Origin of the sequence: Rhodovulum sp. HP10 (assembly GCF_047553435.1) — a bacterium.
Lineage (GTDB): Bacteria > Pseudomonadota > Alphaproteobacteria > Rhodobacterales > Rhodobacteraceae > Rhodovulum.
On the sequence record NZ_CP180201.1, the window covers coordinates 1,383,287 to 1,408,419 of the forward strand.

Consider the following 25,133-nt stretch of genomic DNA (forward strand, 5'->3'; position numbering starts at 1 on the left):
TTGATCAGGCTGGAGAAACGACCCTCGCCGTCGCGCGCCTGGACGGTCGCGACCCCGGTTCTGGCGGTGGCGCTGACCATGGTCGCGGGTGGCATCCTGTTTGCCATGCTGGGCAAGGACCCGGTCGCGGCAATCCGCACCATCTTCTGGGATCCGCTCTTCAATGCGCAATTCGCCAGCTATTCGCGGCCGCAGCTTCTGGTCAAGGCCGGACCGCTGATCCTGATCGCGATCGGGCTCAGCCTCGGCTTTCGCGCAGGCATCTGGAATATCGGCGCCGAGGGGCAATACATCATCGGCGCGCTTTGCGGCGCAGGCGTGGCATTGGCGCTTTATCCGCTTGAGTCCTTTATCGTCTTTCCGCTGATGGTGCTGGCGGGCGGGCTGGGCGGCTGGGCCTGGGCGATGATCCCGGCGCTGCTCAAGACCCGGTTCCGAACCAACGAGATCCTGGTCTCGCTGCTCCTGGTCTATGTCGCCGAGCAGATCCTGGCGGCGATGGCGCTGGGCCTGATGCGCAATCCCGAGGGCGGCGGCTTTCCCGGCAGCCGCAACCTGCAGCAATACCCCGCCGCCGCGAATACCGAGCTGATCGCGGGCACCGGCATGCATTGGGGCGTGGTCGCGGCCTTCATCGCGGTGATCGCGGCCTATGTGCTCCTGAACCGGCACATGCTGGGCTTCCAGATCCGGCTGACCGGCCAGTCTCCGCGTGCGGCCCGCTTTGCCGGGGTCAACCCGAACCGGCTGGTGGTGATCTGCCTCGGCGCCTCGGGCGCGCTGGCAGGGCTTGCCGGGCTGTTCGAGGTCTCGGGGCCCGCCGGGCAGGTCAGCATCGACTTCAACCAGGGCTATGGCTTCACCGCCATCATCGTCGCCTTCCTCGGCCGGCTGCATCCGGTCGGGATCCTGCTGGCCGGGCTTCTGATGGCGCTTACCTATATCGGCGGCGAACTTGCACAATTCATGCTTGGCGTTCCGGCCGCGGCGATCCAGGCCTTTCAGGGCATGCTGCTTTTCTTCCTGCTCGGGGTCGATGTCTTGTCCAATTACCGCATCCGGTTCGGCCGGCGGGGAGTTGCGTGATGGATCTTTCGGCAATCAATCCGGTCGTGCTGATCGCCTCGCTGATGGTCGCGGCGACGCCGATCCTGCTGGCCGCCCTCGGCGAGCTGGTGGTCGAGAAGGCGGGCGTGCTCAATCTCGGCGTCGAGGGCATGATGATCACCGGGGCGATCTGCGGCTTTGCCGCCGCGGTCGAGACCGGAAGCCCCGCCATCGGCTTTCTCGCCGCGATGCTGGGGGCGGCGCTGCTGTCGCTGGTCTTCGGGCTTCTGACCCAGGTGCTGATGTCGAACCAGGTCGCGACCGGGCTGGCGCTGACGCTGTTCGGGCTCGGCCTCTCGGCGCTGATCGGGCAACGCTATGTCGGCCTCAAGCCGCCCGCGACCGCGCGACTCGATCTCGGCCCGCTCTCCGATATTCCGGTCCTGGGCCGCATCCTCTTCTCGCATGATCTCGTGGTCTATCTCAGCCTTGCCCTGGTGGCCGCCGTCTGGGCCTTTCTGCGCTTCACCCGGGCCGGGCTGATCCTGCGCGCGGTCGGCGAGAACCATGACGCGGCCCATGCGCTCGGCTACAAGGTCGTGCGCATCCGGCTGGCCGCCATCGCCTTCGGCGGCGCCTGCGCCGGGCTCGGCGGCGCCTATCTCAGCCTCGTGCGGGTGCCGCAATGGACCGAAGGCATGACCGCGGGCGCAGGCTGGATCGCGCTGGCGATCGTGGTCTTCGCCTCCTGGAGGCCGACCCGGGTGCTGCTCGGGGCCTATCTCTTCGGCGGCGTCGCCGTGCTGCAGCTGCACCTGCAGGCGGCGGGCGTGGCCGTGCCCGTCGAGCTCTTGTCCGCTTCGCCCTATCTGGTAACGATTCTGGTTCTGGTCATCATGTCGGCCGATCGCGGCCGCGCGGCCCTGAACGCTCCGGCATCGCTCGGCCGGGTCTTCCACGCCTCGACCTGAGGCCGCCCAATCAGCAGGGGCCGACCGCGGCCCGCAACACCATCATCGGGAGTATCCATTCATGAAACTCAAAGCGATTCTGGCCGGTGCCGCGCTTGCCCTCGGGCTGGCCGGAGCGGCACAGGCCCAGGACAAGACCAAGATCGGCTTCGTCTTCGTCGGCCCGATCGGCGACGGCGGCTGGACCTACGAGCATAACCAGGGCCGGCTGGCGGTCGAGAAGGAATTCGGCGACAGGATCGAGACCGTCTATCAGGAAAGCGTCCCCGAAGGCGCCGATGCCGAGCGCGTGCTGACCCAGATGGCGCTGTCGGGTGCCAAGCTGATCTTCACCACCTCTTTCGGCTACATGGATCCGACCATCAACGTCGCCCGGAAATTCCCGGACGTGAAGTTCGAACACGCGACCGGCTACAAGCGCGCCGAAAATGTCGGCACCTATTCGGCCCGGTTCTACGAAGGCCGCGCCGTGCAGGGGCTGATCGCCGGCCGCATGACCAAATCGAACATCGTGGGCTATATCGCCTCCTATCCGATCCCCGAGGTCGTGCGCGGCATCAACGCGGCCTATCTCCATGCGAAGAAGGTCAATCCCGATGTCCAGTTCAAGGTGATCTGGGCCTATACCTGGTTCGATCCGGCCAAGGAGGCCGATGCCGCAACCGCCCTTATCGAACAGGGCGCCGATGTGATCCTGCAGCATACCGACTCGACCGCGCCGCAGGCTGCCGCCGAGAAGGCCGGCAATGTCATCACCTTCGGTCAGGCCTCTGACATGGCCGAATATGCGCCTTCGCCGCGGGTCTCCTCGATCATCGACAACTGGGCCCCCTATTACATCGAGCGCATCCAGGCCGTGCTGGACGGCACCTGGGAAAGCGACGACACTTGGGACGGGATCGGCCCCGGAATGGTCAAGATCGGCGAGATCTCGAGCGCGGTACCCGAGGAGGTCAAGGCCGAGGCGCTGGCGCTCAAGGCCTCGCTCGCCAGCGGCGAGTATCATCCCTTCACCGGGCCGCTGAACAAGCAGGACGGCTCGCCCTGGCTGGCCGAAGGCGAAATCGCCGATGACGACACCCTGCTCGGCATGAATTTCTTCGTCGAGGGCCTGACGGTCGAGATCCCGCAATAAGCCCGAAAGCCGCCGGGGCCGTCATGACAGCGGGAATTGTCATGACGTGCGGCCTCTCGGGGGCGCTAATGATGTGACCGTCCCCCGACGGCATCTGTGTGCCAGGTTGGGTCTGCGAAGATCCATATAGGAGGACGGTCCCGTCGGAGTTTATCGCGGCCGGGCCCACCCCGGGGAAGAATGTGTCCGGGCCCGGTGCCGGGCGAAGACTTCCAGCGACACCTTCGGCGTCTCAGGGCCTTGACGACCAGAAGGGCTCTGAGGGTCGGGGCGCGCAAAAGGCTGCTGCCCCAGATCCGGACGCGGCACCGCTGGGCTGTTCGAGGATCAGGATGCAGAGCTGCAAGACCGATTGAACGAGATGATCGCCCGTCCGTCCCCCTCCGGACCCGGGATCGGCCCGGTATCGAACCGGTGCCCGGTTCGACGCCTAACCTCCTGAATTCGGCACTCCAACAGGAGAGGACGTCGCTGCGCTGACAAGCCTGTCGCCCGTTGCACATCAGAGAGGGACACTTCGTGGGAAGTGCGCCATTACCGGCGGCCGGCGGACCTTGTGGCATGTCCTGTTCCAGCCCGCGCTGCTCGCCTCCCGTCACACCCCTGCACTCAAAGCCTCCGCTGACCATCTTCGTACAGCCGGAAAGCCTCACAAGGTCATCGTGACTGCGGTCGCGCGAAAGCGCGTCATCATCGCCAATGCACTGTATAAAAGGCGCCAGATCCGGCAGCCAGGGGCCACGTGAGAGATACAGTTGCCAAGAAAACGCGGGCGCTCCGCCCATCAGCCCGAGACGACCCGGACTGCCGAAACCACAAGCGGCGCCAGGCAGACGTTCAGCAAACCCACCAGAACCATCACCAGCCCCGCCACCGAGCCTTCGGCCCGGCCGATCTGATGCGCCCGGGCGGTGCCCGCACCATGCGCGGCGACCCCCAGCAACGCGCCCCGCGCCAAGGCCGAACGCACCGGCAGCCAGGCCAGCACCAGATCGCCCAGAGCCGCGCCCAGAACGCCGGTCATCACAACGAAGACCGCAGTCAGGTCGGGCAACCCGCCGATATCGGCCGAAACCTCCATCGCGAAGGGCGTGCTGATCGACCGGGGCAGCAGGCTCAGCCGCAGACTCTGGTCCAGCCCGAAGAGGCTTGCCAGCCCCCAGCTGACCGCCACCGCCGTCGCGCTGCCCGCCACCATTCCGACCAGCAGCACCGGCCAGGTGCGCCGGATCAGGGCGCGCTGTTCATAGATCGGGACCGCGAAGGCCACGGTCGCGGGTCCCAGCATCAGCATCAGCCAGCCCGCGCCGCGGATATAGTCGCGATAGGTTTCGTGCAGCGCCAGCACCGTGATCGTCAGCAGCGCGGGCGCGACCGCCAGCGGCATAAGCCACCAGCGCGGCCAGCGCCGGTAGACCCACTTGGCCAGAAGATAGAAACCGACAGTCAGCAGCGACCAGCCCAAAACCGGCCCGAAGGGCTCAATCCAGTGCAGAAGGCTGTCCATCGCCCCCGATCCCCCAACGGCAGCACAGCTCGACCGTCAGCGCGGTCACCGCCATGACCGAAAGCGTCCCCAGGACGATGATCAGCAGGATCTGCAGACCAAGCAACCCGAGGAACTCCCGGTGGTTCAGCACCGCCAGAACGGCCGGCACGAAAAACAACAGCATCTCGGCCAGAAACCAGTTCGCGCCCCGCCGGAGCGTCCCCGTCCGCAGAAGCCCCGAACCGAGCAGCGCCAGCGCCGCCGCCATCCCCACCAGACCGCCCGGAAGCGACAGCCCGCTCAGCCGGACCGCAGCCTCTCCGGCCAGCCAGAAACCGACCAGAATGCCGATCTGCACCGTGAGGCTCCGCCGCACGGCAATGCGAAGCCGTCTCGCAAGAAGGCGCGTCGTCACGATAAATCCTCCAGGGGGTCTGCCAGCGGGACATCCCCGCCAGGACTTCATGTGGGCAAATCGCGGCATTCTTCAAATGACTTATTTGAATGTCATTCAGTCAATATTGGAATGGATATGGAATTCAGGACGCTCAGGGTCTTTGTCGAGGTGGTCCGTGCCGGAGGGTTCTCGGCCGCCACCGGGCGCGTGAATGCGACACAGTCAACGATCAGCAAGGCGGTGCGCCAGCTCGAGGACGAGATCGGCATGCCGCTGCTGATCCGCGGCCCTGCGGGGATCGCCCTTACCGCGGCGGGCGAGATCGTGTTCCAGCGCGCGCAGACCCTGCTGGCCGGACGCGAGACGCTGAAGACCGAACTGCAGGAGCTGGCCGGGCTGAAACGGGGGCTGTTGCGGATCGGGCTGCCGCCGATCGGGTCGAGCGAGCTCTTCGCGCCGGTTTTCACGCTTTACAGGCAGCGCTATCCCGGCGTCGACATCAAGCTGGTGGAGCATGGCAGCGACCGGCTGGAGGAGTTGCTGCGGGCCAGCGAGATCGACCTCGCCGCCTCGCTGCTGCCGGTATCGGAGGAATTCGACTGGCTGGCGATGCGTCGCGATCCGCTGGTCGCGCTGATGACGCCCGATGCGGCGCTGGCGCAGATGCCCGGGCCGCTCACTCTGGCCGATCTGCGCGACATGCCCTTCATCCTGTTCGACAGCGGGTTCGCGCTCAACCGGATCATCCGCGCCGCCTGCGCCCGGCATGGCTTCGAGCCCGAGGTCACGGCCCGCTCGAGCCAGATCGACTTCATCATCCGGCTGGCCGCGGCAGGGCTGGGCGTGGCCTTCCTGCCCCGGCTGATCGCCCGGGCGCGGGTGCATGTGCCGGTCGCACAGGTGCCGCTGGACGAACCCGGCACCGACTGGGCAATGGCGACGCTCTGGCGACGCGGCGCCTATCTGCCCCATGCTGCCCGCGCCTGGCTGGACATCGCCGCAGACGATCCCGCCGGGGCCGGCCCGGCGCCGTAGCCGGACGAGACCGCAACCGGAAATCCGTCGCGCCCGGTGTGACCCGGTGAGTGGACGATCCTCGACCACCGTCCCCCAAGTTCTCTACGGAAAAACAACTGACCCCCGGTCTTCGGAGGCTCATTTGCCCCTGGGCTGCGCTGTACCCTTCGCGTCGCGCATTGCGCCCTGTCCGGGACAGGACCACGACACGACAGGCGCCCCCTCGGCAATATAAGCAGCAAAGCCAGCCCCCAAGGCGACTCCGGCCGCTTCCGGCCCGGGCGCAGCGCATTGCCCGAAGAGAAACGATCAGTGGTGCGGACCGGCACGGTCAGCGTCCATGCCCGCGCCCGCCTGCCGGGTTCGCGACCGTGGCCTCGACCGCTCCCGCCGCAAGCCGGCACCACATGAGGGCGGAAGCGGCACCCCGCAAGAAAAGGAGAAAAGGCCGACACTCCGCCACTGCCGATGAAATCCTGACGGGCGCCACTCGCGCGACGCGCTGGACGGATCGACCGCCCGCGATGCGCAGCCCGGCGGGCGTACCGCCAGTTTCGCCCGGTATGGCGCCACACCTGAGGCGACAAGACTCGCACCTGGACCGGCCATTGCCGCCGGGCCAGATGAAGAGCCCACATAAGCGTCGACACGGCAGAGGCCGTGACGCGGCCCCCCAATGCCCTGCCGGGCTATCTCAGCCGCCGCAGCACCGCCATGCTGGCATAACCGTCGGGGATCATCCCGACCGCGCTCTGATAGGCCCGCAGCGCCGAGACCGTGTTCGGGCCGATCCGGCCATCGACCCCCCCGGTATCGAAACCGGCACGGGTCAGGCGTTCCTGCAGCTCCTTGCGCTCGGCCGAAGCCAGCGCCCGGTCGTCGCGCGGCCAGGAGCCCCGGATCGGGCCGCCGCCCTTCAGCCGGTCGGCCAGATGCCCCACCCCGATCACATAGGCGTCGGCCGGGTTGTAGCGCGCGATCACGCGGAAATTGTCGAAGATCATGAAGGCCGTGCCGCGCGCGCCCGCGGGCTGCAGGATCGCCGCGCGGCCATAATCGCGGACCGCCCGGCCGTCCATGTCGCGCACCCCGAGACGCGCCCAGTCCGAGGGCATCCGCTTGACCGAACGGTCGGCCAGCCGGTGATCGAAGCCGCGCGGCAGCTGCACCTCGACACCCCAGGGCTGCCCTCTGGTCCAGCCGAAATGCGCCAGATAGGCCGCGGTCGAGGCCAGCGCGTCGGTCGGATCGTCCGACCAGATGTCGCGCCGCCCGTCGCCGTCGAAATCGACCGCATGGTCAAGATAGGAGGTCGGCATGAACTGGGTATGACCCATCGCGCCCGCCCAGCTTCCGGTCATGTGCCGGGCATCGGTATCGCCCGACTGGATGATCTTCAGCGCCGCCATCAGTTGGGCCTCGAAGAAGGCGGCGCGGCGCCCCTCATAGGCCAGCGTCGCCAGAGACGAGACGATCGGTGCCGAGCCGCGATAGCTGCCATAGGAGGTCTCCATGCCCCAGATCGCGGCGACGATCTCCTTGTCGACACCGTAGCGCGCCTCGATCCGGTCCAGCACCGCACCATATTGCGCCAGCGCCGCGCGGCCGTTCCGGACCCGGGTCTCGGACACCGCATTGTCGAGATAGTCCCAGATCGGCCTGACGAATTCCGACTGGTTGCGGTCGCGCCGGATCACGTCGGCCTGGAAGCTCGCGTCCGCGAAGGCCCGGTCGAAGACGCCCGGGCCGATGCCCTGCGCCAGCGCCCGGCCGCGAAAGCCCGCGACCCAGCCCGGAAAGCCCCGCGCCTCGTCGGCGACAGTGTCGGGCGCGCCCGTCCTGGCCAGCGCAGCGACAACGGCGGACCTGATCTCGGGTCGGGGGCTCTTGCTCATTTCCAGCGTGTCCGGGCGGGGCAAGGGGCGCGGCACGCGCTCCAGCATCGCGTCAGCGGGTCCGCCCAGGCCAAGGGCAACCCCGAGGGCAACCCCAAGGCTTGGGGCCAAGGATCTGTATCGGGTCATCTGCTCGCACCTTTTATCAGGCTTTGAGCCAGTGTAGCGCAGGTCAACTCAACCGCAAAGCGGGGTTTCTGCGGACCGAGGCGCCGGGCCGCGCAGAGCCTGCCCGCGCCCTGCCGGCCCGCTCCTGCCGATCAGCGCCCTGCCCGTCAGCGCCGCGTCCGCTTGACCTTGCGCCTGACCTTGTCCGATTTCGCCTTGGACCGCGCCACCTTGCGCCGCACCGGCTTGCCCCGGCCGCGCCCGGGCCCGCGCGGCACCGCCCGGTCCTCGATCGACAGAAGCTCGAAGGTCAGGCCCCCAGTCACCGGCACCGCCTCGGCGAGGCGCACCGTCACCCGCTGGCCGATACCGATCACCAGCCCGGTATCGGCGCCCATCAGGGTCTGGGCATCGCGGTCGTGGTGGAAATATTCCCGGCCCAGCTCGCGGATCGGGATAAGCCCGTCCGCCCCTGTCTCGTCAAGCGAGACGAAGGCGCCGAACCGCGCGATCCCCGAGATCCGGCCGCCGAATTCGTTGCCCACCCGCTCGGAGAGATAGGCGGCAAGATAGCGATCGGTGGTGTCGCGTTCGGCCGCCATCGAGCGCCGCTCGGTCTCGCTGATATGCTTGGCAGTGGCCTCGAGCTCGTCGACATCCTCGGGGCTGAGCCCGTCCCGGCCCCAGCCATGCGCCGAGATCAGCGCCCGGTGCACGATCAGATCGGCATAGCGCCGGATCGGCGAGGTGAAATGGGCATAGGATTTCAGCGCCAGACCGAAATGGCCGAAATTCTCGGGGAAGTAATAGGCCTGGGTCATCGAGCGCAGCGTCGAGAGGTTGATCAGCTCGGAAAACTCGGTCCCCATCGCCTGATCAAGCAGGTCGTTCAGCTGGCGGGTATGCAGCACCTGCCCCTTGGCCAGCGTGAAGCCCGAGGCGCCCGCCACCTCGCGCAGCGCATCGAGCTTTTCGGGGCTCGGCTCTTCATGGACCCGGAACAGAAGCGGGCGTTGCAGCCGGGTGAGTTCCTCGGCGGCGGCGACATTGGCCAGCACCATGAATTCCTCGATCAGCCGGTGCGCATCCAGCCGGTCGCGGAACTTCACCGAGGCCACCTTGCCCTCGTCGGACAGTTCGATCCGGCGCTCGGGCAGGTCTAGATCCAGCGGCTGGCGCGCCTCGCGGGCCCGGATCAGCGCGCGATAGGCGGCGTAAAGCGGGTGGATCACCTCCTCGAGCAAGGGCGCGATGCGCTCCGAGGGCGTGCCATCCTCGGCCGCCTGCACCTCCTCATAGGCGAAGGCACCGGCCGATTGCATCAGCCCGCGGGTGAACCGGTGCGACAGCTTGTGGCCCGAGGCGTCGATCTTCATCCGGACCGCCATGCAGGCGCGCGGCACGCCCTCATGCAGCGAACACAGATCGCCCGACAGCCGGTCGGGCAGCATCGGCACGACCCGGTCGGGGAAGTAAGAGGAATTGCCCCGCCGCCGCGCCTCGCGGTCGAGCCGCGAGCCCGGGGTCACGTAATGGGCCACATCGGCGATGGCGACCCAAAGGATATACCCGCCCGGATTCGCCGGATCGTCATCGGGCATCGCCAGCACCGCATCGTCGCGGTCGCGCGCATCCGCCGGGTCGATGGTGACCAGAGGCAGCGAGCGCAGATCCTCGCGGGTGCCCAGCCCGGCGGGCTTGGCGCGGTCGGCCTCGGCGATCACCTCGTCGGGGAAGTCGTCGGGGATCCCATGCTGATGAATGGCGATCAGGCTGACCGCCTTCGGCGCGGTCGGATCGCCCAGCCGCTCGACGATGCGGGCCCTGGGCAGCCCCATCCGGCCGCGCGGCCCCGCCAGTTCGGCCTCGACCAGTTCGCCATCCTTCGCGCCATGGGTCAGGCTGGCCGCGACCGTCCATTCCTTGTCGGCGCCCTTGTCGATTGGGACGATCCGCCCGCCCTCGGTGGCCTTGCGGAAGATCCCCAGGATGCGTTTCGGGTTCGCGCCGATCTTGCGGATCAGCCGCGCCTCGTATTGGTGATCCTCGGCGCGGACCTCCTGCAGCTTGGCCAGGATCCGGTCGCCCTCGCCCAGCGCCGCATCGCTTTGCCGGGGCAGGTACAGCACCTTCGGCGCCGCACCCTCGCCATGCCATTCCAGCGGCCGGGCAAAAAGATCGCCATCGGCATTGGGCGCGAGGATTTGCAGCACTGTCACCGGCGGCAGCCGGTCGGGGTCGCGATAGCTGCGCTTGCGCTTTTCCAGATGGCCCTCGTCCTCGAGCTCCTTCAGCAGGCGCTTGAGGTCGATGCGGTCAGCCCCCTTCAGCCCGAACGCCTTGGCGATGTCGCGCTTGGAGGTCTGGCCGGGATGGGCGGCGATCCAGTCGAGGATCTCGGTCTTGGCGGGGATGCGGGTCATGGCCGAGACCTATCACGCAGCCCTTTCGCCGTCAGCCGGAAAGCGCGGGCGCCGGGACGAAACGGATCAGCCGAAATAACCCCCGAGGATGCGCGTATAGATCCGCTTCAGCTCTTCGATCTGGGCAGTCTCGACCCGTTCGTCGACCTGATGCATGGTCTTGCCCACCAGCCCGAATTCGACCACCGGGCACAGATCCTTGACGAAACGCGCATCCGAGGTGCCGCCCGAGGTGGAAAACTCGGGACGGCGGCCGGTCTCGGCCTCGACCGCATCGGCCACCAGACCGGACAGCGGGCCCGGGGGCGTGACGAAGCTTTCGCCCGAGACCTTGATCTCGATCCCGATCTCGATGCCGGTCTCTTCGGTCACCCGGGCGGCCTCGGCGGTCAGCCAGTCGGCGAGGCTCTCCGAGCTGTGCGCCTCGTTGAAACGGATATTGACGGTGGCCCGGCACTGGCCCGGAATGACATTGGTCGCAGGATTGCCGGTATCGAAGGTGGTCACGGCCAGCGTCGAGGGGTCGAAATGCCGGGTGCCCTGATCGAGGCTGTAGGCATCGAGCCGCTGCACCAGCCGTGCCAGCGCCGGGACCGGGTTCTGCGCGCGCTGCGGATAGGCGGCATGGCCCTGTATCCCCCGCGCGTTGAAATAGGCCGTCATCGAGCCGCGCCGGCCGATCTTCATCATGTCGCCCATGGCCTCTCGGCAGGTCGGTTCGCCGACGAGGCAGACAGCCATGTGTTCGCCCTCGGTCTGCATCCAGTCCAGAAGCGCGATGGTGCCGTCCGTGGCCTCGCCCTCTTCGTCGCCGGTCAGGATCAGGACGACGGCACCGTCGGGCGGGGTATCGGTCACGAAATCGATGGCAGCGGCGACGAAGGCCGCGACGCCGGATTTCATGTCGGTCGCGCCCCGGCCCCAGAGCTGGCCGTCACGGATCTCGGCGCCGAACGGGTCGGCCGTCCAGGCGGCGGTGTCGCCCGCCGGCACGACATCGGTATGACCATTGAAACCGAAGGTCTTCTCATGGCCCTTCGCGCCCCAGCGGGCGAAGAGGTTCGCGGTGCCGTTCCGGTCGATCCGCCGGCACTGGAACCCGGCGGCCGCGAGCCGCTCGGCCAGCAACTCGAGCGCACCGCCTTCGGTGGGCGTGACCGACCGGCAGCGGATCAGCTCGGCGGTGAGGGCAACGGGGTCGGTGGAGGTGGTCATCGGCGGCTCCGGCTTTCGGTCGTCCCGAGCGATACCCCCGCGACAGCCATGCTGCAAGGCGACAGGACAGGGAGAGGGTCGGGGGCGCTGCCCGGCCGTCGCTTGCGGCCGATGCGCCCTTCCGGACCGAAGCCCCTAGATGGAGTGCATCCCAGACGCCGGGCATGAGGTGCGGACGCGTTTGGTGCGGAAAATCCTTGCGTCCTGCCCGGCAACGCCTTTCCTGGGCGCATGGTGAAGCTGGTCCTCCTTCATAAAGCCGACTCGATCTACGAGGACGAGCCCGATATTGTCTACGATTTCCCAAGGCCCTACCTGAAGGCCGTCGAGGAAGCAGTCGGGGACTGGATTGTCTATTACGAGCCGGTCAAGGCCGGACCGCGCGGTTACTTCGCGGTGGCGAAGATCGGGCGCGTGATCCCGAAGCCCGGCGCCGAGGGCCGGTTCCTCGCGATGATCGCGTCCGGCAGCTTCCTTCCGTTCGACCGGGAGGTGCCGCGTCTGTTGGATGGCCGGCCGATGGAGGCCGCGCTAACCGACCCCGACGGGAGGCCGAAGAAAGGTGGTGCGCAGCAGCTCGCCGTGCGGCGGCTGGCCGAGGCGGATTTCGCGCGCATCGTCGATCTCGGACTGCCGCCGCAGCTCGAGCGGATCGAGGCGACGCGTTACGACCCGCAGCCGGCAGAGCTGGCCGAGGATGCCGGACTTTTCGAGCGCCCGGTGCTCGAGCGGCTGACGCGGAGACCCTATCGCGACGTCGCTTTCCGCCGGAAAGTCCGCGCGGCCTACGGCTACCGATGCGCCATGTCCGGCCTGATGCTGCGGAACGGCGGCGGACGGCCCGAGGTGCAGGCGGCGCATATCCGGCCTGTCGAGAGACAGGGCAGCGACTCGGTGCGCAACGGGCTGGCGCTGTCGGGCACGTTGCACTGGATGTTCGACCGGGGCCTGATCTCGGTGGCAGAGGATTGCGAGACGATCCTCGTTTCGCACAACAAGGTCCCCGGCGACGTGTCGCGACGGCTGCTGGCGCCTGGCGGCAAGCTCGTCAGGCCCGAGGACGCGAGGAACGCGCCGCATCCGGAGAACCTGCGCTGGCATCGGGAAAACGTCTTCGGCCGCGGCTTGCCCGACGGACCGGCTCCATGGGAGAACCGCGCCTGAGGGGCAGTTCCGGAACGGGCCCCGGCGCCCGGCCAGATTGACGGTGCAGAGGCGATGCGACACGATCTTCTTCGCGCTCGCCCTCCTGCGAGACGAATTGGGCCCAGTTCTTGCCGCCGATGAGCCGCTCGTTCAGATGCGAGCGCGACCGCTCCATATCGCCCACGCCTCTGCCCTCGCGATGCGCCTCAAAGCCCCGCCTTTTCGCCGGCCAGGCGAACACGCATCTGTCGGCGTCAGGTGGACGCGTCACGCGGACGCCGGCCCCGCGCGCAGAGAATGGCCCGGAAAGAGTGCGGCAGATCTCGCCACGCTGCGGGTCACAGCCGACATCAGCCCCCAGCCAAATCATCGGCACATAAAGATAATCAACGGTCGGACCGGGGGCGCTGCCCCCGGACCCCCGGGGTATTTCGGCCAAGAAGAAGGATACCGGGGCGGCCGGGCTCAGGCGCTTTCGTCTTCGCCGAAGAAGGGATCCATCTGGGCGACGATGACCGCGTTCTCGGCCAGCGCGCGGGCCATCAGCGCCTCTTCCTCGGGGTCGATCTCATGACCCTGGGCGCGGCGTTCGGCCAGGGTGCCGTAGCCGGTCACGTCGAGCGGCGCGAGGCCTGCTTGTTTCAGCACGGCCACGGTCTCGCGCACGGCTTCGGGTTCGTCGACGCCCGAGGCGTAGCACATCAGCCCCGCCCCGGTCGCACCCTCGGGCAGGCCGTCATCGGGCTTGCGCCCGACCTCGACCAGCAGGGTGTAGACCTGCTGGCGGCGGCTGGGTTTCTCAGTCACGCAGCAGCTCGTTGATACCGGTCTTGGACCGGGTTTGCGCATCGACGCGTTTCACGATCACCGCGCAATAGAGGCTGACGCCGCCCTTCGAGGGCATCGAGCCCGCGACCACCACCGAATAGGGCGGCACCTCGCCATACATGACCTCGCCGGTCTCGCGGTCGACGATCTTGGTCGACCTGCCGATGAAGACGCCCATGCCGAGGACCGAGCCCTCGCGCACGATGCAGCCCTCGACCACTTCCGAACGGGCACCGATGAAGCAGTTATCCTCGATGATGGTGGGGCCGGCCTGCATCGGTTCGAGCACGCCGCCGATGCCTACGCCGCCCGAGAGGTGCACGCCACGGCCGATCTGGGCGCAGGAGCCGACGGTGGCCCAGGTATCGACCATGGTGCCCTCGTCGACATAGGCCCCGAGATTGACGAAGGAGGGCATCAAGACCACGCCCGGCGCGATATAGGCCGATTTGCGCACGACGCAGTTCGGCACCGCGCGAAAGCCCGCGGCGCGCCAGTCTGCCTGACCCCAGCCCTTGAACTTGCTGTCGACCTTGTCCCACCAGCCGCCATCCTGCGGGCCGCCCTCGTGATGCTCCATGTCCTTGATCCGGAAGCCAAGAAGCACCGCCTTCTTGGCCCATTGGTTGACATGCCAGTCGCCCGAGGCCTGCCTTTCGGCAACGCGCAGCGTCCCCTTGTCCAGCGCCTCCAGCGTGGCCTCGATGGCGTCGCGGGTCTCGCCCCGGGTGGCGGGCGTGATCGTGTCACGAGCCTCCCAGGCGGCCTCGATGGCCGTTTCGAGCTGGGCGTTGGACATGGGGGTAACCTCCCGTCAAAAGGTTTCTGGTCTCGTTGGCGGTCAGGCTATAGACGCTAGTTGCTCAACGCGCAATCCAAGCGAGATCCCCCATGCATGACGACGCCCGCCGCCCGCTCCGCGACGCCTTCCGCGATATCGAGAGCGCGCGGGAAACCCCCGACACACCGCAGACCGCCTCGCCCTCCTACCGGCTGGCCTTCGCTGACCCGGATTTCCTGTGCCGGGACGAGATGCGGCCGGTCAGGGTTCAGCTCGAGCTGCTGAAGCCCGATATCCTGATGCGCGAATACGGCATCGAAAGCACCATCGTGCTGTTCGGGGGCGCCCGCATCCCGGACCCCTCGCAGCGCCACACCGCCCGGACCGAGACCCTGGCGGAGCTGTCGAAATATTATGACGAGGCCCGGGAATTTGCCCGGCTGATGACGCTGAAGGGGCAACAGGGCAAGCGGCTCGATCATGTCATCGCGACCGGCGGCGGGCCGGGGGTGATGGAGGCCGGAAACCGCGGCGCGGCCGATGCGGGCGGCGTGTCGATCGGGCTGAACATCGTGCTGCCGCATGAGCAGATGCCGAATGCCTATGTGACGCCCGAGCTCTGCTTCGACTTCCACTATTTCGCGATGCGCAAGATGCATTTCCTGCTGCGGGCCTCGGCCATCGCGATCTTCCCCGGCGGGTTCGGCACGCTGGACGAGATGTTCGAGGCGCTGACGCTGATCCAGACCCACCGGATGGACCCCGTGCCGTTTCTGCTGTTCGGCCGCGACTTCTGGGAGACGGTGATCAACTGGAAGGCGCTGGCCGAGGCCGGAACCATCAGCCGCGAGGATCTCGAGCTGTTTTCCTTCGTGGAAACCGCTGAAGAGGCCGTCGCGATCATCGAGGCCTGGACCCCGCCGCGCTAGCGCCGGAAGATCCGGCCGTCGACCGCCGCGAGGCCCAGCGCGATGCAGGCCATTCCGGCGCAATCGGTGGGGGCCAGCCGCTCGCCCGGCACCAGCCCGCCCAGCAGGATCGCCGAGACCGGGATCAGGAAGGTCACCAGCGACAGGCTGGTGGCCCCGGCGCGGGCGAGGATGCGGAAATACAGAAGATAAGCCAGCGCGGTTGACAGCACCGCCAGGCCCAGCACCGCGGCGCAGGTGACCGCACCGGGCATCGGTAGCGTCCAGGGCCGGTCGGCGATCAGCATCGCAGGGCTCAGCAAAAGCGTCGCGGCGCCGACCTGGCCTGCCGCCGTGACCAGCGGATCGACCCCCATCCGGCGGAACCGCCGCCCGAAGACCGCCGCGCAGGCATAGGACAGCGCCCCGCCCGGCACCGCCAGCTGGGCCAGTGCATTCGTCCCGAGCCCTGCCAGCGCGTCGTGGCCGATCATCACGGCCACACCGGCCAGCCCGGCCGCGACCCCGCAAAGCTTCAGCCCGCCCGGCCTCTCATCGGTCAGCAGAAGACCTGCCACCACCACGGTGAAAAGCGGCGTGGTTGCGTTAAGGATCGAGGCCAGCCCCGAGGCGATGCTGTGCTGTCCGGCCACGATCAGGCTGAACGGGATGACATTGTTCAGAAGCCCCATGCCGAGAAAGGCAGCCCAGACCCGGGGCGCGCGCGGCAGCACCCGTCCGGTTGCCGCGACCGCGCCCCACAGCACCAGTGCGGCCAGCGCCACGCTCAGCCAGACCAGCGTCAGGGTCGTCAGCTCGGCCACGGCGATGCCAACGAAAAGGAAAGACCCGCCCCACAGCACCGACAAGGCCAGAAGCATCGCCCATTCCGTCCGCCCCATGGTCAGGCGTTCTGCCGGCTCCGCGCTGGATGTCATCTCCTGCCCTCCTGCCGCTTTTCCGCAAACTGGCGCGGCAGGACCGGGCGCGCGACCCGGAAGCTGCGGAAACCTACGGCACGCGCAGACAGTCAGACCACGCGGTCAGTGGACGTCGGGGGCGGCGGGGCGGCGGACGATGCGTTCGGGCTCGGGCAGGCCGGCTTCGGCCGCGATCTGGAAGCGGTTCTTGCGGGCGCGTTCGGTCGCCGATTTCAGCTGGCCGCAGGCGGCCATGATATCCTCGCCCCGCGGCGTCCGGATCGGGCTGGCATAGCCCGCCTTGTAGACGATATTGGCAAAGGCCTCGATCCGGTCCCAGTCAGAGCGCTGATAGGGCGCGCCGGGCCATTCGTTGAACGGGATCAGGTTGATCTTGGCCGGAATGCCGGAAATCAGTTTGACCAGCCGGCGGGCATCGACATCGCTGTCATTCACGCCCTTCAGCATCACATATTCAAAGGTGATCCGCTCGGAATTCGAGAGCTTCGGATAGGCCCGGAGCGCGTCGAAAAGCTGGGCGATCGGGTATTTGCGGTTGATCGGCACGATCTTGTTGCGCAGCTCGTCGGTGGTGGCGTGCAGGCTGATCGCCAGCATGCAGCCGATCTCGTTGCCGGTGCGCGCGATTTCCGGCACCACACCCGAGGTCGAGAGCGTGATCCGGCGCCGCGAGAGGGAAATCCCCTCGCCATCCATCGCGATCAGCATCGCGTCGCGCACCGCCTCGAAATTGTAAAGCGGCTCGCCCATGCCCATCAGCACGAGGTTCGAAATCAGCCGGGTCTCGTCCTTGGGATGGCGCCCGGGTTTCGGCCATTCGCCCAGATCGTCGCGCGCCAGCATGACCTGGCCCACGATCTCGGCCGCGGTGAGGTTACGCACCAGCCGCTGGGTGCCGGTGTGGCAAAAGGTGCAGGTCAGGGTGCAGCCCACCTGCGACGAGATGCAGAGCGTGCCGCGCCCGTCCTCGGGAATGTAGACCACCTCGACCTCATGGCCGCCCGCGATCCGCACCAGGTATTTGCGGGTGCCATCGGCCGAGACCGAACGGGTGACGATCTCGGGCAGCTCGATGACGAAACGGGCTTTCAGGAGGGCGCGGTACTCCTTGGCGAGGTTGGTCATGGCGTCAAAGTCGCGCACGCCCTTCTGGTAGATCCACTGCCAAAGCTGGTTGACACGCATCCTGGCCTGCGGCTCGGGCGTGCCGGCGGCGATCAGCGCCTCGAGCAGGCGCGGGCGGGTCAGCCCGACCAGATTGATCCGGTCGGTTTCCGGCAGCTTGCGGGGCAGCGTCAGCACATCCTGGACGATGGGCGCGGACATCGGAGGACTCCTGTTCGGGAATTGGCAGCCCTTACCAGAGTCGCGCCCGTTTTGAAAGGGTCGAGCGCAGGCAGGCTTCCCCGCGCGTCGGCGCGGCCGCGACGCGGGCACTTATTACAAAAACGTTACCGGGCTGTCATCCCCCCCGCCTAAACGCGGGCAGCGCCCCGACGCGGGGCAGGATTCACAGTTTGGAGAGACGAATGCGTCTTCTGTTCACCACTGCCGCCGGCATTCTGGCGGCCGGCTCGGTTCATGCCGCAAGCTGGACCCTTGCCAGCCATGCCGATTACGCCTTCCTCGACGAGAACCAGACCGGGCTTCAGATGACGCAGGGCATCGCCTGGAATGCCGGGGCCAATGAATGGGTCACCTCCTGGCAGTTCGGCCTGGCCCGTTTCACCGAGGACTGGCAGTTCATCGAGGCCAGCGGCCGGTTCGATCCTGCAACCGGGCAGATCTTCAGCGGCATTCCCGCGGCGCTGGCCGATCGGGGATTCGACCATATCGGCGATTTCGAGATCAGGGACGGAATCGTCCACGTGCCGCTCGACAGCGCCGAGGACCATTACCGGAACGGTCATGTGGCACTCTTCGATGCCGCGACCCTGTCCTATACCGACATGCTTCACGAGATGATGGGCGATCCGACCAACCGACGCGACGATGTCGCCAGCTGGACCGCGATCGACCACGAGACCGGGCTGGGCTATGGCAAGGAATGGGCGCTTGGCGATACGCTCAACGTCTATGACGTGACCGACTGGAGCTATCTCGGCACGCTGCAGATGGATCAGGAGCTGAAACGCGTCCAGGGCGCCAAGGTTCTGGACGGGATGATGTACCTGTCCACCGATATCGACACGAAATCCGTCTACAGCCTCGATCTGGCGAACGGCCATGTCGAGGAGCTGTTCCGGCTCCCGGTCTTCGAGGGCGATATCCGGTTCGAAACCGAGGGGCTTGCCCTGCGCGAACTCGCCGATGGCAGCCTCGAAATGTTTGTCGAGATGGTGATCGACCCGGAGGCAGAGGACGGCCCGCTCGACGCCTATACACGCCTCTACCGCTACGTCCTTGAGAACGACCCGGCCCCGGTGCCGGTCCCGGCCACGCTGCCGCTGGTGCTGTCCGGGCTCGCGGCCTTCGGCCTCATCCGTCGCCGCCGGGCCTGAAACGCGACCGCCAGGGCATCCGTGCGATGCCCTGGCGACCGTCTCCCGGCACCGGCCGGATCAGTTGGCCGAGCAGCGGCGCGCCGCCTCGTCCATCGCCGCGGTGAAGCCGTAAAGCGAGAAGGTGTCGGTGGTCTTGGTCCCGCGCGAGGACATCCCCACCACCTCGGCCTCGGCACCGCGCTTCATCGCCTCGATGATCTTCGCGTCATCCGCCTTCGAGGCCGGCCAGGCCCATTCGCCTTCGGTGAAAAGGTCGAACTTGCTGTCGCCCACGCTCAGCGCCACGGTCGAGCCCGACTTGAACGGATAGCCGCCCGAGAAGGACACCTCGCCCTTGATGCCGTCGCCGGGACGGAAGGTCACGAACAGCAGGATCTCGCCGCGCCGGGCCGACACGACCTGGCCGCCACGGGTATTGACGGTCTTCTTCGGTGGCGACACGCTCCAGCATTCGGTGGGATTGGTCTCGACGAACACGTTCCAGTCGGTCTTGACCGCCACGTTGTTGGTCGATTCCTCCTGCGCATGCGCCGCTGTCACCGCCAACGCCAAAGCGCCGCCCGCGATGGCCGCTCTGAAAAGGGATGTCATCGTCTTACAGCCTCCAGCTGTCTTTGCCTCTCGGCCCGCCTTTATGGGGAAGCGTTTCCGGTGGCGCGGCAGGTCCGAACTCGATATGCGCAGCCTAGCCCAGCCACGCGCGGATGTGAAAGTCTTCATGGCACAAAGTCAACCGGACTTGAAGGGGAGCAGGACATGACGGCGGCCGTGGACATGGTCGAGGTGCTGCGCGGCGGGATGGTGGAATCGCGCCATCGCGGCCACGCGGCGATCTGTGACGGCACCGGGCTCGTTGCCGCCTGGGGCGATCCCGGGGCGCTGATCCTGCCGCGCTCCTCCTGCAAGATGCTGCAGGCCCTGCCGCTGGTCGAAAGCGGCGCGGCCGATGCCGCCGGGCTCGGGCCCGAACAGCTGGCGCTGGCCTGCGCCTCGCATCAGGGCGCGCCGCTGCATGTCGCGAAGGTCGCGGCCTGGCTGGCGGAAACCGGCCGATCCGAGGCCGATCTGCTGTGCGGCGTGCAGCCCACGCGCGACCGGAGCGAACGCGCGCGGATGATCCGCGCGGGCGAGAGCGCCTGCCAGCTTCACAACAACTGCTCGGGCAAGCATGCGGGCTTTCTGACCCTTGCCCGGCATCTGGGCGCGGGGCCCGATTACGTCGACCCCGACCACCCGGTGCAACGCGCGGTGCGCGCGGCCTTCGAGGAGATCACCGGGATGACGAGCCCGGGCTTCGGCATCGACGGCTGTTCGGCGCCGAATTTCGCCACCACCGTCACCGGGCTTGCCCGCGCGATGGCAGCCTTCGCCGCCGCCCGCCCCGATGCGGGCGACGCACGCGCCCGCGCCGCCGGCCGACTGAGCGAGGCGATGCGGCGCCATCCCGATCTGGTCGCGGGCGAGGGCCGGGCCTGCACCGAGCTGATGCGCGCGATGGAGGGCCGGGTCGCGGTCAAGACCGGGGCCGAGGGCGTCTTCGTGGCCTTCCTGCCCGGGCGCGGCCTTGGCGTCGCGCTCAAGATCGAGGACGGCGCCACCCGCGCCGCCGAGGCCGCCATTGCCGGGCTTCTGGTCCATCTGGGGGCGCTCGACCCCGCCCATCCGGCCGCCCGCAAGCGGATGCTCGGCCCGATCGTCAACTGGCGCGGCATCGAGACCGGCCAGATGCGGCTGGCACCGGGCTTCGCCTGAACTGGGCCTTGCATGCGCCCCGCCACTGCGCTCTGATTGGGACGCAGACGTCCGAGGTGCCCTTTCATGACCGACCCCCTGATCGAGCGGCGCGCACGCCTGCTGGGCCCGAACGTGCCGACCTTCTACGACGAGCCCGTCCATATCGTCCGCGGCGAGGGGGTCTGGCTCTGGGATGCCGCCGGACGGCGCTATCTCGACGCCTATAACAACGTCCCCCATGTCGGCCATTGCCACCCGAAAGTGGTCGAAGCCATCGCTGCCCAGGCCGCACGGCTGAACACCCATACCCGCTACCTGCATGAGGGCATCCTCGACTATGTCGAGCGGCTGACCGCCAGGCTGGGCCATGGCCTGAGCCAGGCGGTGATGGTTTGCACCGGCTCCGAGGCCAATGACGTCGCGCTTCGCATGGCCCAGGCCGCGACCGGCAGGACCGGGCTGATCGCGACCGACAATACCTATCACGGCAATACGACCGCGGTCAGCGCACTCTCGACCCGGCGCCCGCCGATCGGCGGCTACCCGCCCCATGTGCGGTTGGTGCCCGCCCCCGACAGCCTCGCCCCGCTGGGCGGCAGCGCCGAGGCCCAGCCCAGGGCCTTCGCCGCCAATGTCGCCCGCGCCATTGCCGAACTGGACGCGGCAGGTCACGGTTTCGCTGGTTTCATGCTCTGCCCGTTCTTCGCCAATGAGGGCTTCCCGACGCTGGCCCCGGGCTTTCTCGATCCTACCGTCGAGGTGGTGCGGCAGGCCGGCGGGCTCATCCTCGCCGACGAGGTGCAGCCGGGCTTCGGGCGGCTCGGCCCCGCCTTCTGGGGCCATGAGGTTCTGGGCTTCGCGCCCGATGTCGTCACGCTCGGCAAGCCGATGGCCAATGGCCACCCGGTCGGCGCCGCCGTGACCCGCCCCGGGATCATGGCCGCCTTCCGCGGCGCCTTCGGCTATTTCAACACCTTCGGCGGCAACCCGGTCTCGATGGCCGCGGCGCTGGCGACGCTCGAGGTGATCGAGGAGGAGGGCCTGATGGAAAATGCCCGCGCGGTCGGCGCCTACGCGCTCGAACGTCTCTCGGCGCTCCGCCATCCCTGGCTGGCCGAGACCCGCGGCCGGGGGCTTTTCTTCGGCGCCGAATTCATCGACGAGACCGGTGCGCCCGCCACCGAATTCGCCATCCGGCTGGTCGAGGGGCTCCGCGCCGAGGGCATCCTCACGGGCCGGATCGGGCGCGCCATGAACACGCTCAAGTTCCGCCCGCCGATGCCGTTTTCGCGCGAGCATGCCGATCTCGCGCTCGATAGTCTCGAGCGTGTCCTGGCCCGAACGGAGGTGCCGCGATGACCGAGGCCGAAACCCTGTGCCTGGCCGAAGAGGCCGCCACCCATTGGGAGGGCTGCGCCGCGCCAAGGCTTCTGTCCCATCGCGAGAACGCGGTCTTCGCCGTCGCCCTGTCCGACGGACGCCGCGGCGTGCTGCGGCTGCACCGGCGCGGCTATCAGAGCGCCGATGCGATCCGCTCGGAACTGTGGTGGATGCAGGCGCTGGCCGAAGCCGGGGTGGCGGTGCCCTGCCCCGAAGCCACGCGTGACGGCGCGCTGCTCGCCCATCTCGAGGATGGCCGCGTCGCCTCGGTCCTGAGCTGGGTCGCGGGCACTCCGCTGTCCTCCGGCGCCCGGCCGCTCGAGGGCGGTGCCACCGCGCAACTGCGCCGCTTCGCGGAGCTCGGACAGGCAATCGGCAAGCTGCATGTAACCACCGACCGGCTGACCCTGCCGCAGGGCTTTTCCCGTCCGCATTGGGACATTGACGGGCTGCTCGGCCCCGCGCCGTTCTGGGGCCGGTTCTGGGACCATCCTGCTGCCAGCGAAGCCGAGGCGATCCTGCTTCAGGAAGCCCGGCGCTTTGCCCGTGAAAGACTGTCGGCCTATTCCGCCGCGGGCGGAGATCACGGGCTGATCCATGCCGATCTGATGCGCGAGAACGTGCTTTTCGACGGGCCCCGCGCCCATCTGATCGATTTCGACGATTGCGGCTTCGGCTTCCGGCTCTACGACCTCGGCACTGCGCTCGTGCCCAATCTGGAAGAGCCCGGGCTCGATGCCATCGCAACCGGCCTGCTCGAAGGCTATGCCACCGAACGCGGGCTGAACGATGCCGATCTGGCGATGCTGCCGGTCTTCGTCATGATGCGCACATTGGCCTCGGTCGGCTGGACCATGCCCCGGCTCACGCCCGACGACCCGCGCATCCGCGCCTATCTGAACCGCGCGATCCGGACCTCTCACGCGGTGATGGAAGGCCGTCCGCTGTTCCGGACCTTATGAGCTGCCCAACCGACACGCCCGCGGCCGATGGCGCGCCCTGGGTATTTAAGCAAGGAAGAAGCAGAGAGACGCGCGCTCGTTCTTCTTGGTCCAAATACCCATGACGGGAGGCCTGCCAAAGGCGGGCCGCCGGGATATCAGACCACGACCTCCATCGGCGCCTGCGCCCCGACGGCGAAGACCCGCTTGTAGCGTTCGATCTCGGCGGCGGGACCCATCGCCTTGTTGGGATTGTCGCTGAGCTTGACGGTCGGCTGCCCGTTGGCGCTGACCGCCTTGCAGACCAGACTGAAGGGCGCCAGCGCGTCATCCGGCACGAGGCCGCGGAAATCATTGGTCAGCAGCGTACCCCAGCCGAAACTGATCTTGGCCCGGCCCGCGAAGCGGTCATGCAGCTCGATGATCTTGTCGACATCGAGCCCGTCGGAAAAGATGATCAGTTTCTGGGTCGGGTCCTCGCCGCGCGCCTTCCACCAGTCGATGGCGGTCTCGGCGCCCTCGGCCGGATCGCCGGAATCGATCCGGATACCGGTCCAGCCCGCAAGCCAGTCGGGCGCATTCTCCAGAAAGCCGCGGGTTCCGAACGTGTCGGGCAGCATGATCCTGAGATTGCCGTCATGCTCCTCGTGCCAGTCCGCCAGCACCTTGTAGGGGGCCCGGGCCAGCTCGGCATCGGTCTTCGACAGCGCCGCCTGCACCATCGGCAACTCATGCGCGTTGGTGCCGATCGCCTCGATGTCATGGCGCATCGCGATCAGGCAGTTCGAAGTACCGGTGAAGCGGTCGCCCAGCCCCTCGATCATCGCCTGCACGCACCAGTCCTGCCACAGGAAGGAATGCCGGCGCCGCGTGCCGAAATCGGCGAGCTTCAGCCCGTCGAGCCCGCGCAGCCTTTCGATCTTTTCCCAGAGCTTGGTCATGGCCCGGGCATAGAGGACCTGCAGCTCGAACTTGCCCAGCCGCGCAAGCACCGCGCGCGAGCGCAGCTCCATCAGCACCGCCAGAGCCGGGATTTCCCACATCATGACATCGGCCCAGCGCCCCTCGAAGGTCAGCTCGTACTGGCCGTTGCGCTTTTCCAGCGTGTAGGGCGGCAGCCGCAGCCCCTCGAACCACTCCATGAAGTCGGGGCGGAACATCTGGCGCTTGCCATAGAAGGTGTTGCCCCGAAGCCAGGTCGACTCGCCGCGGGTCAGCCGCAGCGTGCGGATATGGTCGAGCTGCTGGCGCAACTCGCCTTCGTCGATCAGCTCGGCCAGCCGGATGTCGGTCGTGCGGTTGATCAGCGAGAAGCGGACCTGGGTCTCGGGATGGTTCCGATAGACCGACTGGCACATCAGGAGCTTGTAGAAGTCGGTATCCAGCAGCGACCGCACGATCGGGTCGATCTTCCACTTGTGATTGTAGACCCGGGTCGCGATATCGGCCATCGGTCAGGGCTCCAGAACGATATTGGCGTCCAGCATCGTGGTCCGCGCATCCTCGAGCGAGCCGTTGAGGTCGATCCCCCGGCAGGCGCCTTCGAGCACGGTCACGGCATAGCCCAGACGGTTGGCATCGAGCGCCGAGTAGAGCACGCAGAAATCGGTGGCGAGCCCGACCAGGGTGATCTTCTCGATCCCCTTCGCGGCGAGGTAGTCGTCGAGCCCCGTCGGCGTCTCGTGATCGTTCTCGAAGAAGGCCGAATAGCTGTCGACAGCCGGATCGGAGCCTTTCCGGACGATGTGATCGGCCTTCGAGACGTCGAGATCGGGATGGAAGGCCGCCCCTGCGCTGTCCTGGACGCAATGCACCGGCCACAGGATCTGCGATCCATAGGGCATCTCGACCACCTCATAGGGCTTGCAGCCCTCGCGGCTCTCGGCAAACGAGCTGTGATCGGCCGGGTGCCAGTCCTGGGTGAACACCCGCAGCTGGAACTCGTCCAGAAGGGCGTTGACGCGCGGAATGATATCTTCGCCGCCGGCAACGGCAAGCGCGCCGCCGGTGCAGAAGTCGTTCTGGATGTCGACGACGATCAGGGCTTCGTTCGCGGGTCGCATGAGCGTTCCTCCGGTCTCGGTCGATCAGGGGTTAAGGGGCTGGTCCCGTCAGGTCAATGCCCTGCTCTTGCCACAGTCCCGTTGCCTGCGGCCGCGCCCGGCCATGGCTCCCACTCGCGCCTGAAGCGTAGCAGGCGCGCCCCGCATCTGTCGATGGTTGCGGCCGCCGGCTGGACGCAAGCCCGGAGACGGTTAGATTTAAGCTGGTGA

Annotated in this window: 22 protein-coding genes and 1 pseudogene; 11 read left to right on the top strand and 12 right to left on the bottom strand. The window is 67.6% G+C overall.

The window, feature by feature from the left end:
- The 4 genes and pseudogenes from ACK8CO_RS06380 to ACK8CO_RS06395 form a co-directional block, all read left to right on the top strand.
- A complete protein-coding gene (locus tag ACK8CO_RS06380; RefSeq protein ID WP_080615277.1) occupies positions 1 to 1,086 on the top strand; it encodes an ABC transporter permease in 1,086 nt (361 codons plus the stop codon).
- Complete coding sequence (locus tag ACK8CO_RS06385) at positions 1,086 to 2,018, top strand: ABC transporter permease (protein WP_414898567.1); 933 nt, start codon at positions 1,086 to 1,088, stop codon at positions 2,016 to 2,018. Before ACK8CO_RS06380 ends, ACK8CO_RS06385 begins: the two co-directional genes overlap by 1 nt.
- A gap of 61 nt (positions 2,019 to 2,079) precedes the next feature.
- Positions 2,080 to 3,153 (top strand): BMP family ABC transporter substrate-binding protein, encoded by a 1,074-nt coding sequence (locus ACK8CO_RS06390; protein ID WP_414898568.1) that lies wholly within the window; start codon positions 2,080 to 2,082, stop codon positions 3,151 to 3,153.
- A 464-nt stretch (positions 3,154 to 3,617) separates the two neighbouring features.
- Positions 3,618 to 3,899 (top strand): annotated as a pseudogene (locus ACK8CO_RS06395) (IS110 family transposase); the annotation flags it as partial.
- Between the two features lie 38 nt (positions 3,900 to 3,937).
- On the opposite strand, the gene ACK8CO_RS06400 reads toward ACK8CO_RS06395, so the two are convergent.
- Both ACK8CO_RS06400 and ACK8CO_RS06405 read right to left on the bottom strand, forming a co-directional pair.
- Positions 3,938 to 4,660: an LrgB family protein gene (locus ACK8CO_RS06400; RefSeq protein ID WP_414898569.1), complete on the bottom strand. Its 723-nt coding sequence runs from the start codon at positions 4,658 to 4,660 to the stop codon at positions 3,938 to 3,940.
- The gene (locus tag ACK8CO_RS06405; protein WP_414898570.1) at positions 4,635 to 5,057 is read right to left on the bottom strand and encodes a CidA/LrgA family protein; all 423 of its coding nucleotides are present in this window, start codon (positions 5,055 to 5,057) and stop codon (positions 4,635 to 4,637) included. The genes ACK8CO_RS06400 and ACK8CO_RS06405 overlap by 26 nt, the downstream gene beginning before the upstream one ends.
- A 117-nt stretch (positions 5,058 to 5,174) precedes the next feature.
- Between ACK8CO_RS06405 and ACK8CO_RS06410 the strand changes: the two genes are divergently transcribed.
- On the top strand, positions 5,175 to 6,074 hold the full coding sequence (locus tag ACK8CO_RS06410; RefSeq protein ID WP_414898571.1) for a LysR family transcriptional regulator: 900 nt from the start codon (positions 5,175 to 5,177) through the stop codon (positions 6,072 to 6,074).
- Positions 6,075 to 6,745: 671 nt separating this feature from the next.
- Here the strand turns inward: ACK8CO_RS06410 and ACK8CO_RS06415 are convergent.
- The 3 genes from ACK8CO_RS06415 to dapE form a co-directional block, all read right to left on the bottom strand.
- Positions 6,746 to 8,080 carry a lytic murein transglycosylase gene (locus ACK8CO_RS06415; protein WP_080615271.1) on the bottom strand — a complete coding sequence of 445 codons (1,335 nt, stop codon included), beginning with the start codon at positions 8,078 to 8,080 and terminating at the stop codon, positions 6,746 to 6,748.
- Between the two features lie 146 nt (positions 8,081 to 8,226).
- Positions 8,227 to 10,482: a ribonuclease R gene (gene rnr, locus ACK8CO_RS06420; protein WP_414898572.1), complete on the bottom strand. Its 2,256-nt coding sequence runs from the start codon at positions 10,480 to 10,482 to the stop codon at positions 8,227 to 8,229.
- Between the two features lie 66 nt (positions 10,483 to 10,548).
- The gene (dapE, locus tag ACK8CO_RS06425; protein WP_414898573.1) at positions 10,549 to 11,697 is read right to left on the bottom strand and encodes a succinyl-diaminopimelate desuccinylase; all 1,149 of its coding nucleotides are present in this window, start codon (positions 11,695 to 11,697) and stop codon (positions 10,549 to 10,551) included.
- A 231-nt stretch (positions 11,698 to 11,928) separates the two neighbouring features.
- Between dapE and ACK8CO_RS06430 the strand changes: the two genes are divergently transcribed.
- Positions 11,929 to 12,861 carry an HNH endonuclease gene (locus tag ACK8CO_RS06430; RefSeq protein WP_414898574.1) on the top strand — a complete coding sequence of 311 codons (933 nt, stop codon included), beginning with the start codon at positions 11,929 to 11,931 and terminating at the stop codon, positions 12,859 to 12,861.
- Positions 12,862 to 13,308: 447 nt separating this feature from the next.
- Here ACK8CO_RS06430 and ACK8CO_RS06435 read toward each other — a convergent pair whose 3' ends face one another.
- Positions 13,309 to 13,650: a hypothetical protein gene (locus ACK8CO_RS06435; protein WP_414898575.1), complete on the bottom strand. Its 342-nt coding sequence runs from the start codon at positions 13,648 to 13,650 to the stop codon at positions 13,309 to 13,311.
- Positions 13,643 to 14,470, bottom strand: a complete 828-nt coding sequence (gene dapD, locus ACK8CO_RS06440) for a 2,3,4,5-tetrahydropyridine-2,6-dicarboxylate N-succinyltransferase (protein WP_414898576.1) — start codon at positions 14,468 to 14,470, stop codon at positions 13,643 to 13,645. Before dapD ends, ACK8CO_RS06435 begins: the two co-directional genes overlap by 8 nt.
- Positions 14,471 to 14,562: 92 nt before the next feature.
- On the opposite strand from dapD, the gene ACK8CO_RS06445 reads away from it, so the two are divergent.
- Positions 14,563 to 15,381: an LOG family protein gene (locus tag ACK8CO_RS06445; protein ID WP_414898577.1), complete on the top strand. Its 819-nt coding sequence runs from the start codon at positions 14,563 to 14,565 to the stop codon at positions 15,379 to 15,381.
- On the opposite strand, the gene ACK8CO_RS06450 is transcribed toward ACK8CO_RS06445, so the two are convergent.
- Together ACK8CO_RS06450 and rlmN are read right to left on the bottom strand one after the other, a co-directional pair.
- The gene (locus ACK8CO_RS06450) at positions 15,378 to 16,298 is read right to left on the bottom strand and encodes a DMT family transporter (protein ID WP_414898578.1); all 921 of its coding nucleotides are present in this window, start codon (positions 16,296 to 16,298) and stop codon (positions 15,378 to 15,380) included. The two genes, ACK8CO_RS06445 and ACK8CO_RS06450, sit on opposite strands and share 4 nt — an antisense overlap.
- A 105-nt stretch (positions 16,299 to 16,403) precedes the next feature.
- Positions 16,404 to 17,627: a 23S rRNA (adenine(2503)-C(2))-methyltransferase RlmN gene (gene rlmN / locus ACK8CO_RS06455; protein WP_414898579.1), complete on the bottom strand. Its 1,224-nt coding sequence runs from the start codon at positions 17,625 to 17,627 to the stop codon at positions 16,404 to 16,406.
- A gap of 203 nt (positions 17,628 to 17,830) precedes the next feature.
- Between rlmN and ACK8CO_RS06460 the strand changes: the two genes are divergently transcribed.
- On the top strand, positions 17,831 to 18,802 hold the full coding sequence (locus ACK8CO_RS06460) for a VPLPA-CTERM sorting domain-containing protein (RefSeq protein ID WP_414898580.1): 972 nt from the start codon (positions 17,831 to 17,833) through the stop codon (positions 18,800 to 18,802).
- 60 nt (positions 18,803 to 18,862) lie between these two features.
- On the opposite strand, the gene ACK8CO_RS06465 is transcribed toward ACK8CO_RS06460, so the two are convergent.
- Positions 18,863 to 19,396 (bottom strand): invasion associated locus B family protein, encoded by a 534-nt coding sequence (locus ACK8CO_RS06465; RefSeq protein WP_080615262.1) that lies wholly within the window; start codon positions 19,394 to 19,396, stop codon positions 18,863 to 18,865.
- A gap of 165 nt (positions 19,397 to 19,561) precedes the next feature.
- Between ACK8CO_RS06465 and ACK8CO_RS06470 the strand changes: the two genes are divergently transcribed.
- The 3 genes from ACK8CO_RS06470 (at position 19,562) to ACK8CO_RS06480 (ending at position 22,881) form a co-directional block, all read left to right on the top strand.
- Positions 19,562 to 20,557 (top strand): asparaginase, encoded by a 996-nt coding sequence (locus ACK8CO_RS06470; protein ID WP_414898581.1) that lies wholly within the window; start codon positions 19,562 to 19,564, stop codon positions 20,555 to 20,557.
- 66 nt (positions 20,558 to 20,623) lie between these two features.
- Positions 20,624 to 21,898, top strand: coding sequence for an aspartate aminotransferase family protein (locus ACK8CO_RS06475; RefSeq protein ID WP_414898582.1), 1,275 nt, complete (start codon positions 20,624 to 20,626; stop codon positions 21,896 to 21,898).
- Positions 21,895 to 22,881, top strand: a complete 987-nt coding sequence (locus ACK8CO_RS06480; protein ID WP_414898583.1) for a phosphotransferase enzyme family protein — start codon at positions 21,895 to 21,897, stop codon at positions 22,879 to 22,881. The genes ACK8CO_RS06475 and ACK8CO_RS06480 overlap by 4 nt, the downstream gene beginning before the upstream one ends.
- Before the next feature lie 137 nt (positions 22,882 to 23,018).
- On the opposite strand, the gene pncB is transcribed toward ACK8CO_RS06480, so the two are convergent.
- Both pncB and pncA read right to left on the bottom strand, forming a co-directional pair.
- The gene (gene pncB / locus ACK8CO_RS06485) at positions 23,019 to 24,311 is read right to left on the bottom strand and encodes a nicotinate phosphoribosyltransferase (protein WP_414898584.1); all 1,293 of its coding nucleotides are present in this window, start codon (positions 24,309 to 24,311) and stop codon (positions 23,019 to 23,021) included.
- Positions 24,312 to 24,314: 3 nt separating this feature from the next.
- Complete coding sequence (pncA, locus tag ACK8CO_RS06490; RefSeq protein WP_080615257.1) at positions 24,315 to 24,923, bottom strand: bifunctional nicotinamidase/pyrazinamidase; 609 nt, start codon at positions 24,921 to 24,923, stop codon at positions 24,315 to 24,317.
- Positions 24,924 to 25,133: the final 210 nt, after the last annotated feature.

What these genes read in the sequence shown, in the direction of transcription:
- ACK8CO_RS06445 (WP_414898577.1), top strand. Translation starts at nt 14,563, where the DNA reads ATGCATGACGACGCCCGCCGCCCGCTCCGCGACGCCTTCCGCGATATC.
- ACK8CO_RS06480 (WP_414898583.1), top strand. Translation starts at nt 21,895, where the DNA reads ATGACCGAGGCCGAAACCCTGTGCCTGGCCGAAGAGGCCGCCACCCAT.
- rnr (WP_414898572.1), bottom strand. Translation starts at nt 10,482, where the DNA reads ATGACCCGCATCCCCGCCAAGACCGAGATCCTCGACTGGATCGCCGCC.
- ACK8CO_RS06415 (WP_080615271.1), bottom strand. Translation starts at nt 8,080, where the DNA reads ATGACCCGATACAGATCCTTGGCCCCAAGCCTTGGGGTTGCCCTCGGG.
- ACK8CO_RS06460 (WP_414898580.1), top strand. Translation starts at nt 17,831, where the DNA reads ATGCGTCTTCTGTTCACCACTGCCGCCGGCATTCTGGCGGCCGGCTCG.
- rlmN (WP_414898579.1), bottom strand. Translation starts at nt 17,627, where the DNA reads ATGTCCGCGCCCATCGTCCAGGATGTGCTGACGCTGCCCCGCAAGCTG.
- ACK8CO_RS06450 (WP_414898578.1), bottom strand. Translation starts at nt 16,298, where the DNA reads ATGACATCCAGCGCGGAGCCGGCAGAACGCCTGACCATGGGGCGGACG.
- ACK8CO_RS06475 (WP_414898582.1), top strand. Translation starts at nt 20,624, where the DNA reads ATGACCGACCCCCTGATCGAGCGGCGCGCACGCCTGCTGGGCCCGAAC.
- ACK8CO_RS06470 (WP_414898581.1), top strand. Translation starts at nt 19,562, where the DNA reads ATGACGGCGGCCGTGGACATGGTCGAGGTGCTGCGCGGCGGGATGGTG.
- ACK8CO_RS06390 (WP_414898568.1), top strand. Translation starts at nt 2,080, where the DNA reads ATGAAACTCAAAGCGATTCTGGCCGGTGCCGCGCTTGCCCTCGGGCTG.
- ACK8CO_RS06400 (WP_414898569.1), bottom strand. Translation starts at nt 4,660, where the DNA reads ATGGACAGCCTTCTGCACTGGATTGAGCCCTTCGGGCCGGTTTTGGGC.
- pncB (WP_414898584.1), bottom strand. Translation starts at nt 24,311, where the DNA reads ATGGCCGATATCGCGACCCGGGTCTACAATCACAAGTGGAAGATCGAC.
- dapE (WP_414898573.1), bottom strand. Translation starts at nt 11,697, where the DNA reads ATGACCACCTCCACCGACCCCGTTGCCCTCACCGCCGAGCTGATCCGC.
- ACK8CO_RS06430 (WP_414898574.1), top strand. Translation starts at nt 11,929, where the DNA reads ATGGTGAAGCTGGTCCTCCTTCATAAAGCCGACTCGATCTACGAGGAC.
- ACK8CO_RS06385 (WP_414898567.1), top strand. Translation starts at nt 1,086, where the DNA reads ATGGATCTTTCGGCAATCAATCCGGTCGTGCTGATCGCCTCGCTGATG.
- dapD (WP_414898576.1), bottom strand. Translation starts at nt 14,470, where the DNA reads ATGTCCAACGCCCAGCTCGAAACGGCCATCGAGGCCGCCTGGGAGGCT.
- pncA (WP_080615257.1), bottom strand. Translation starts at nt 24,923, where the DNA reads ATGCGACCCGCGAACGAAGCCCTGATCGTCGTCGACATCCAGAACGAC.
- ACK8CO_RS06410 (WP_414898571.1), top strand. Translation starts at nt 5,175, where the DNA reads ATGGAATTCAGGACGCTCAGGGTCTTTGTCGAGGTGGTCCGTGCCGGA.
- ACK8CO_RS06465 (WP_080615262.1), bottom strand. Translation starts at nt 19,396, where the DNA reads ATGACATCCCTTTTCAGAGCGGCCATCGCGGGCGGCGCTTTGGCGTTG.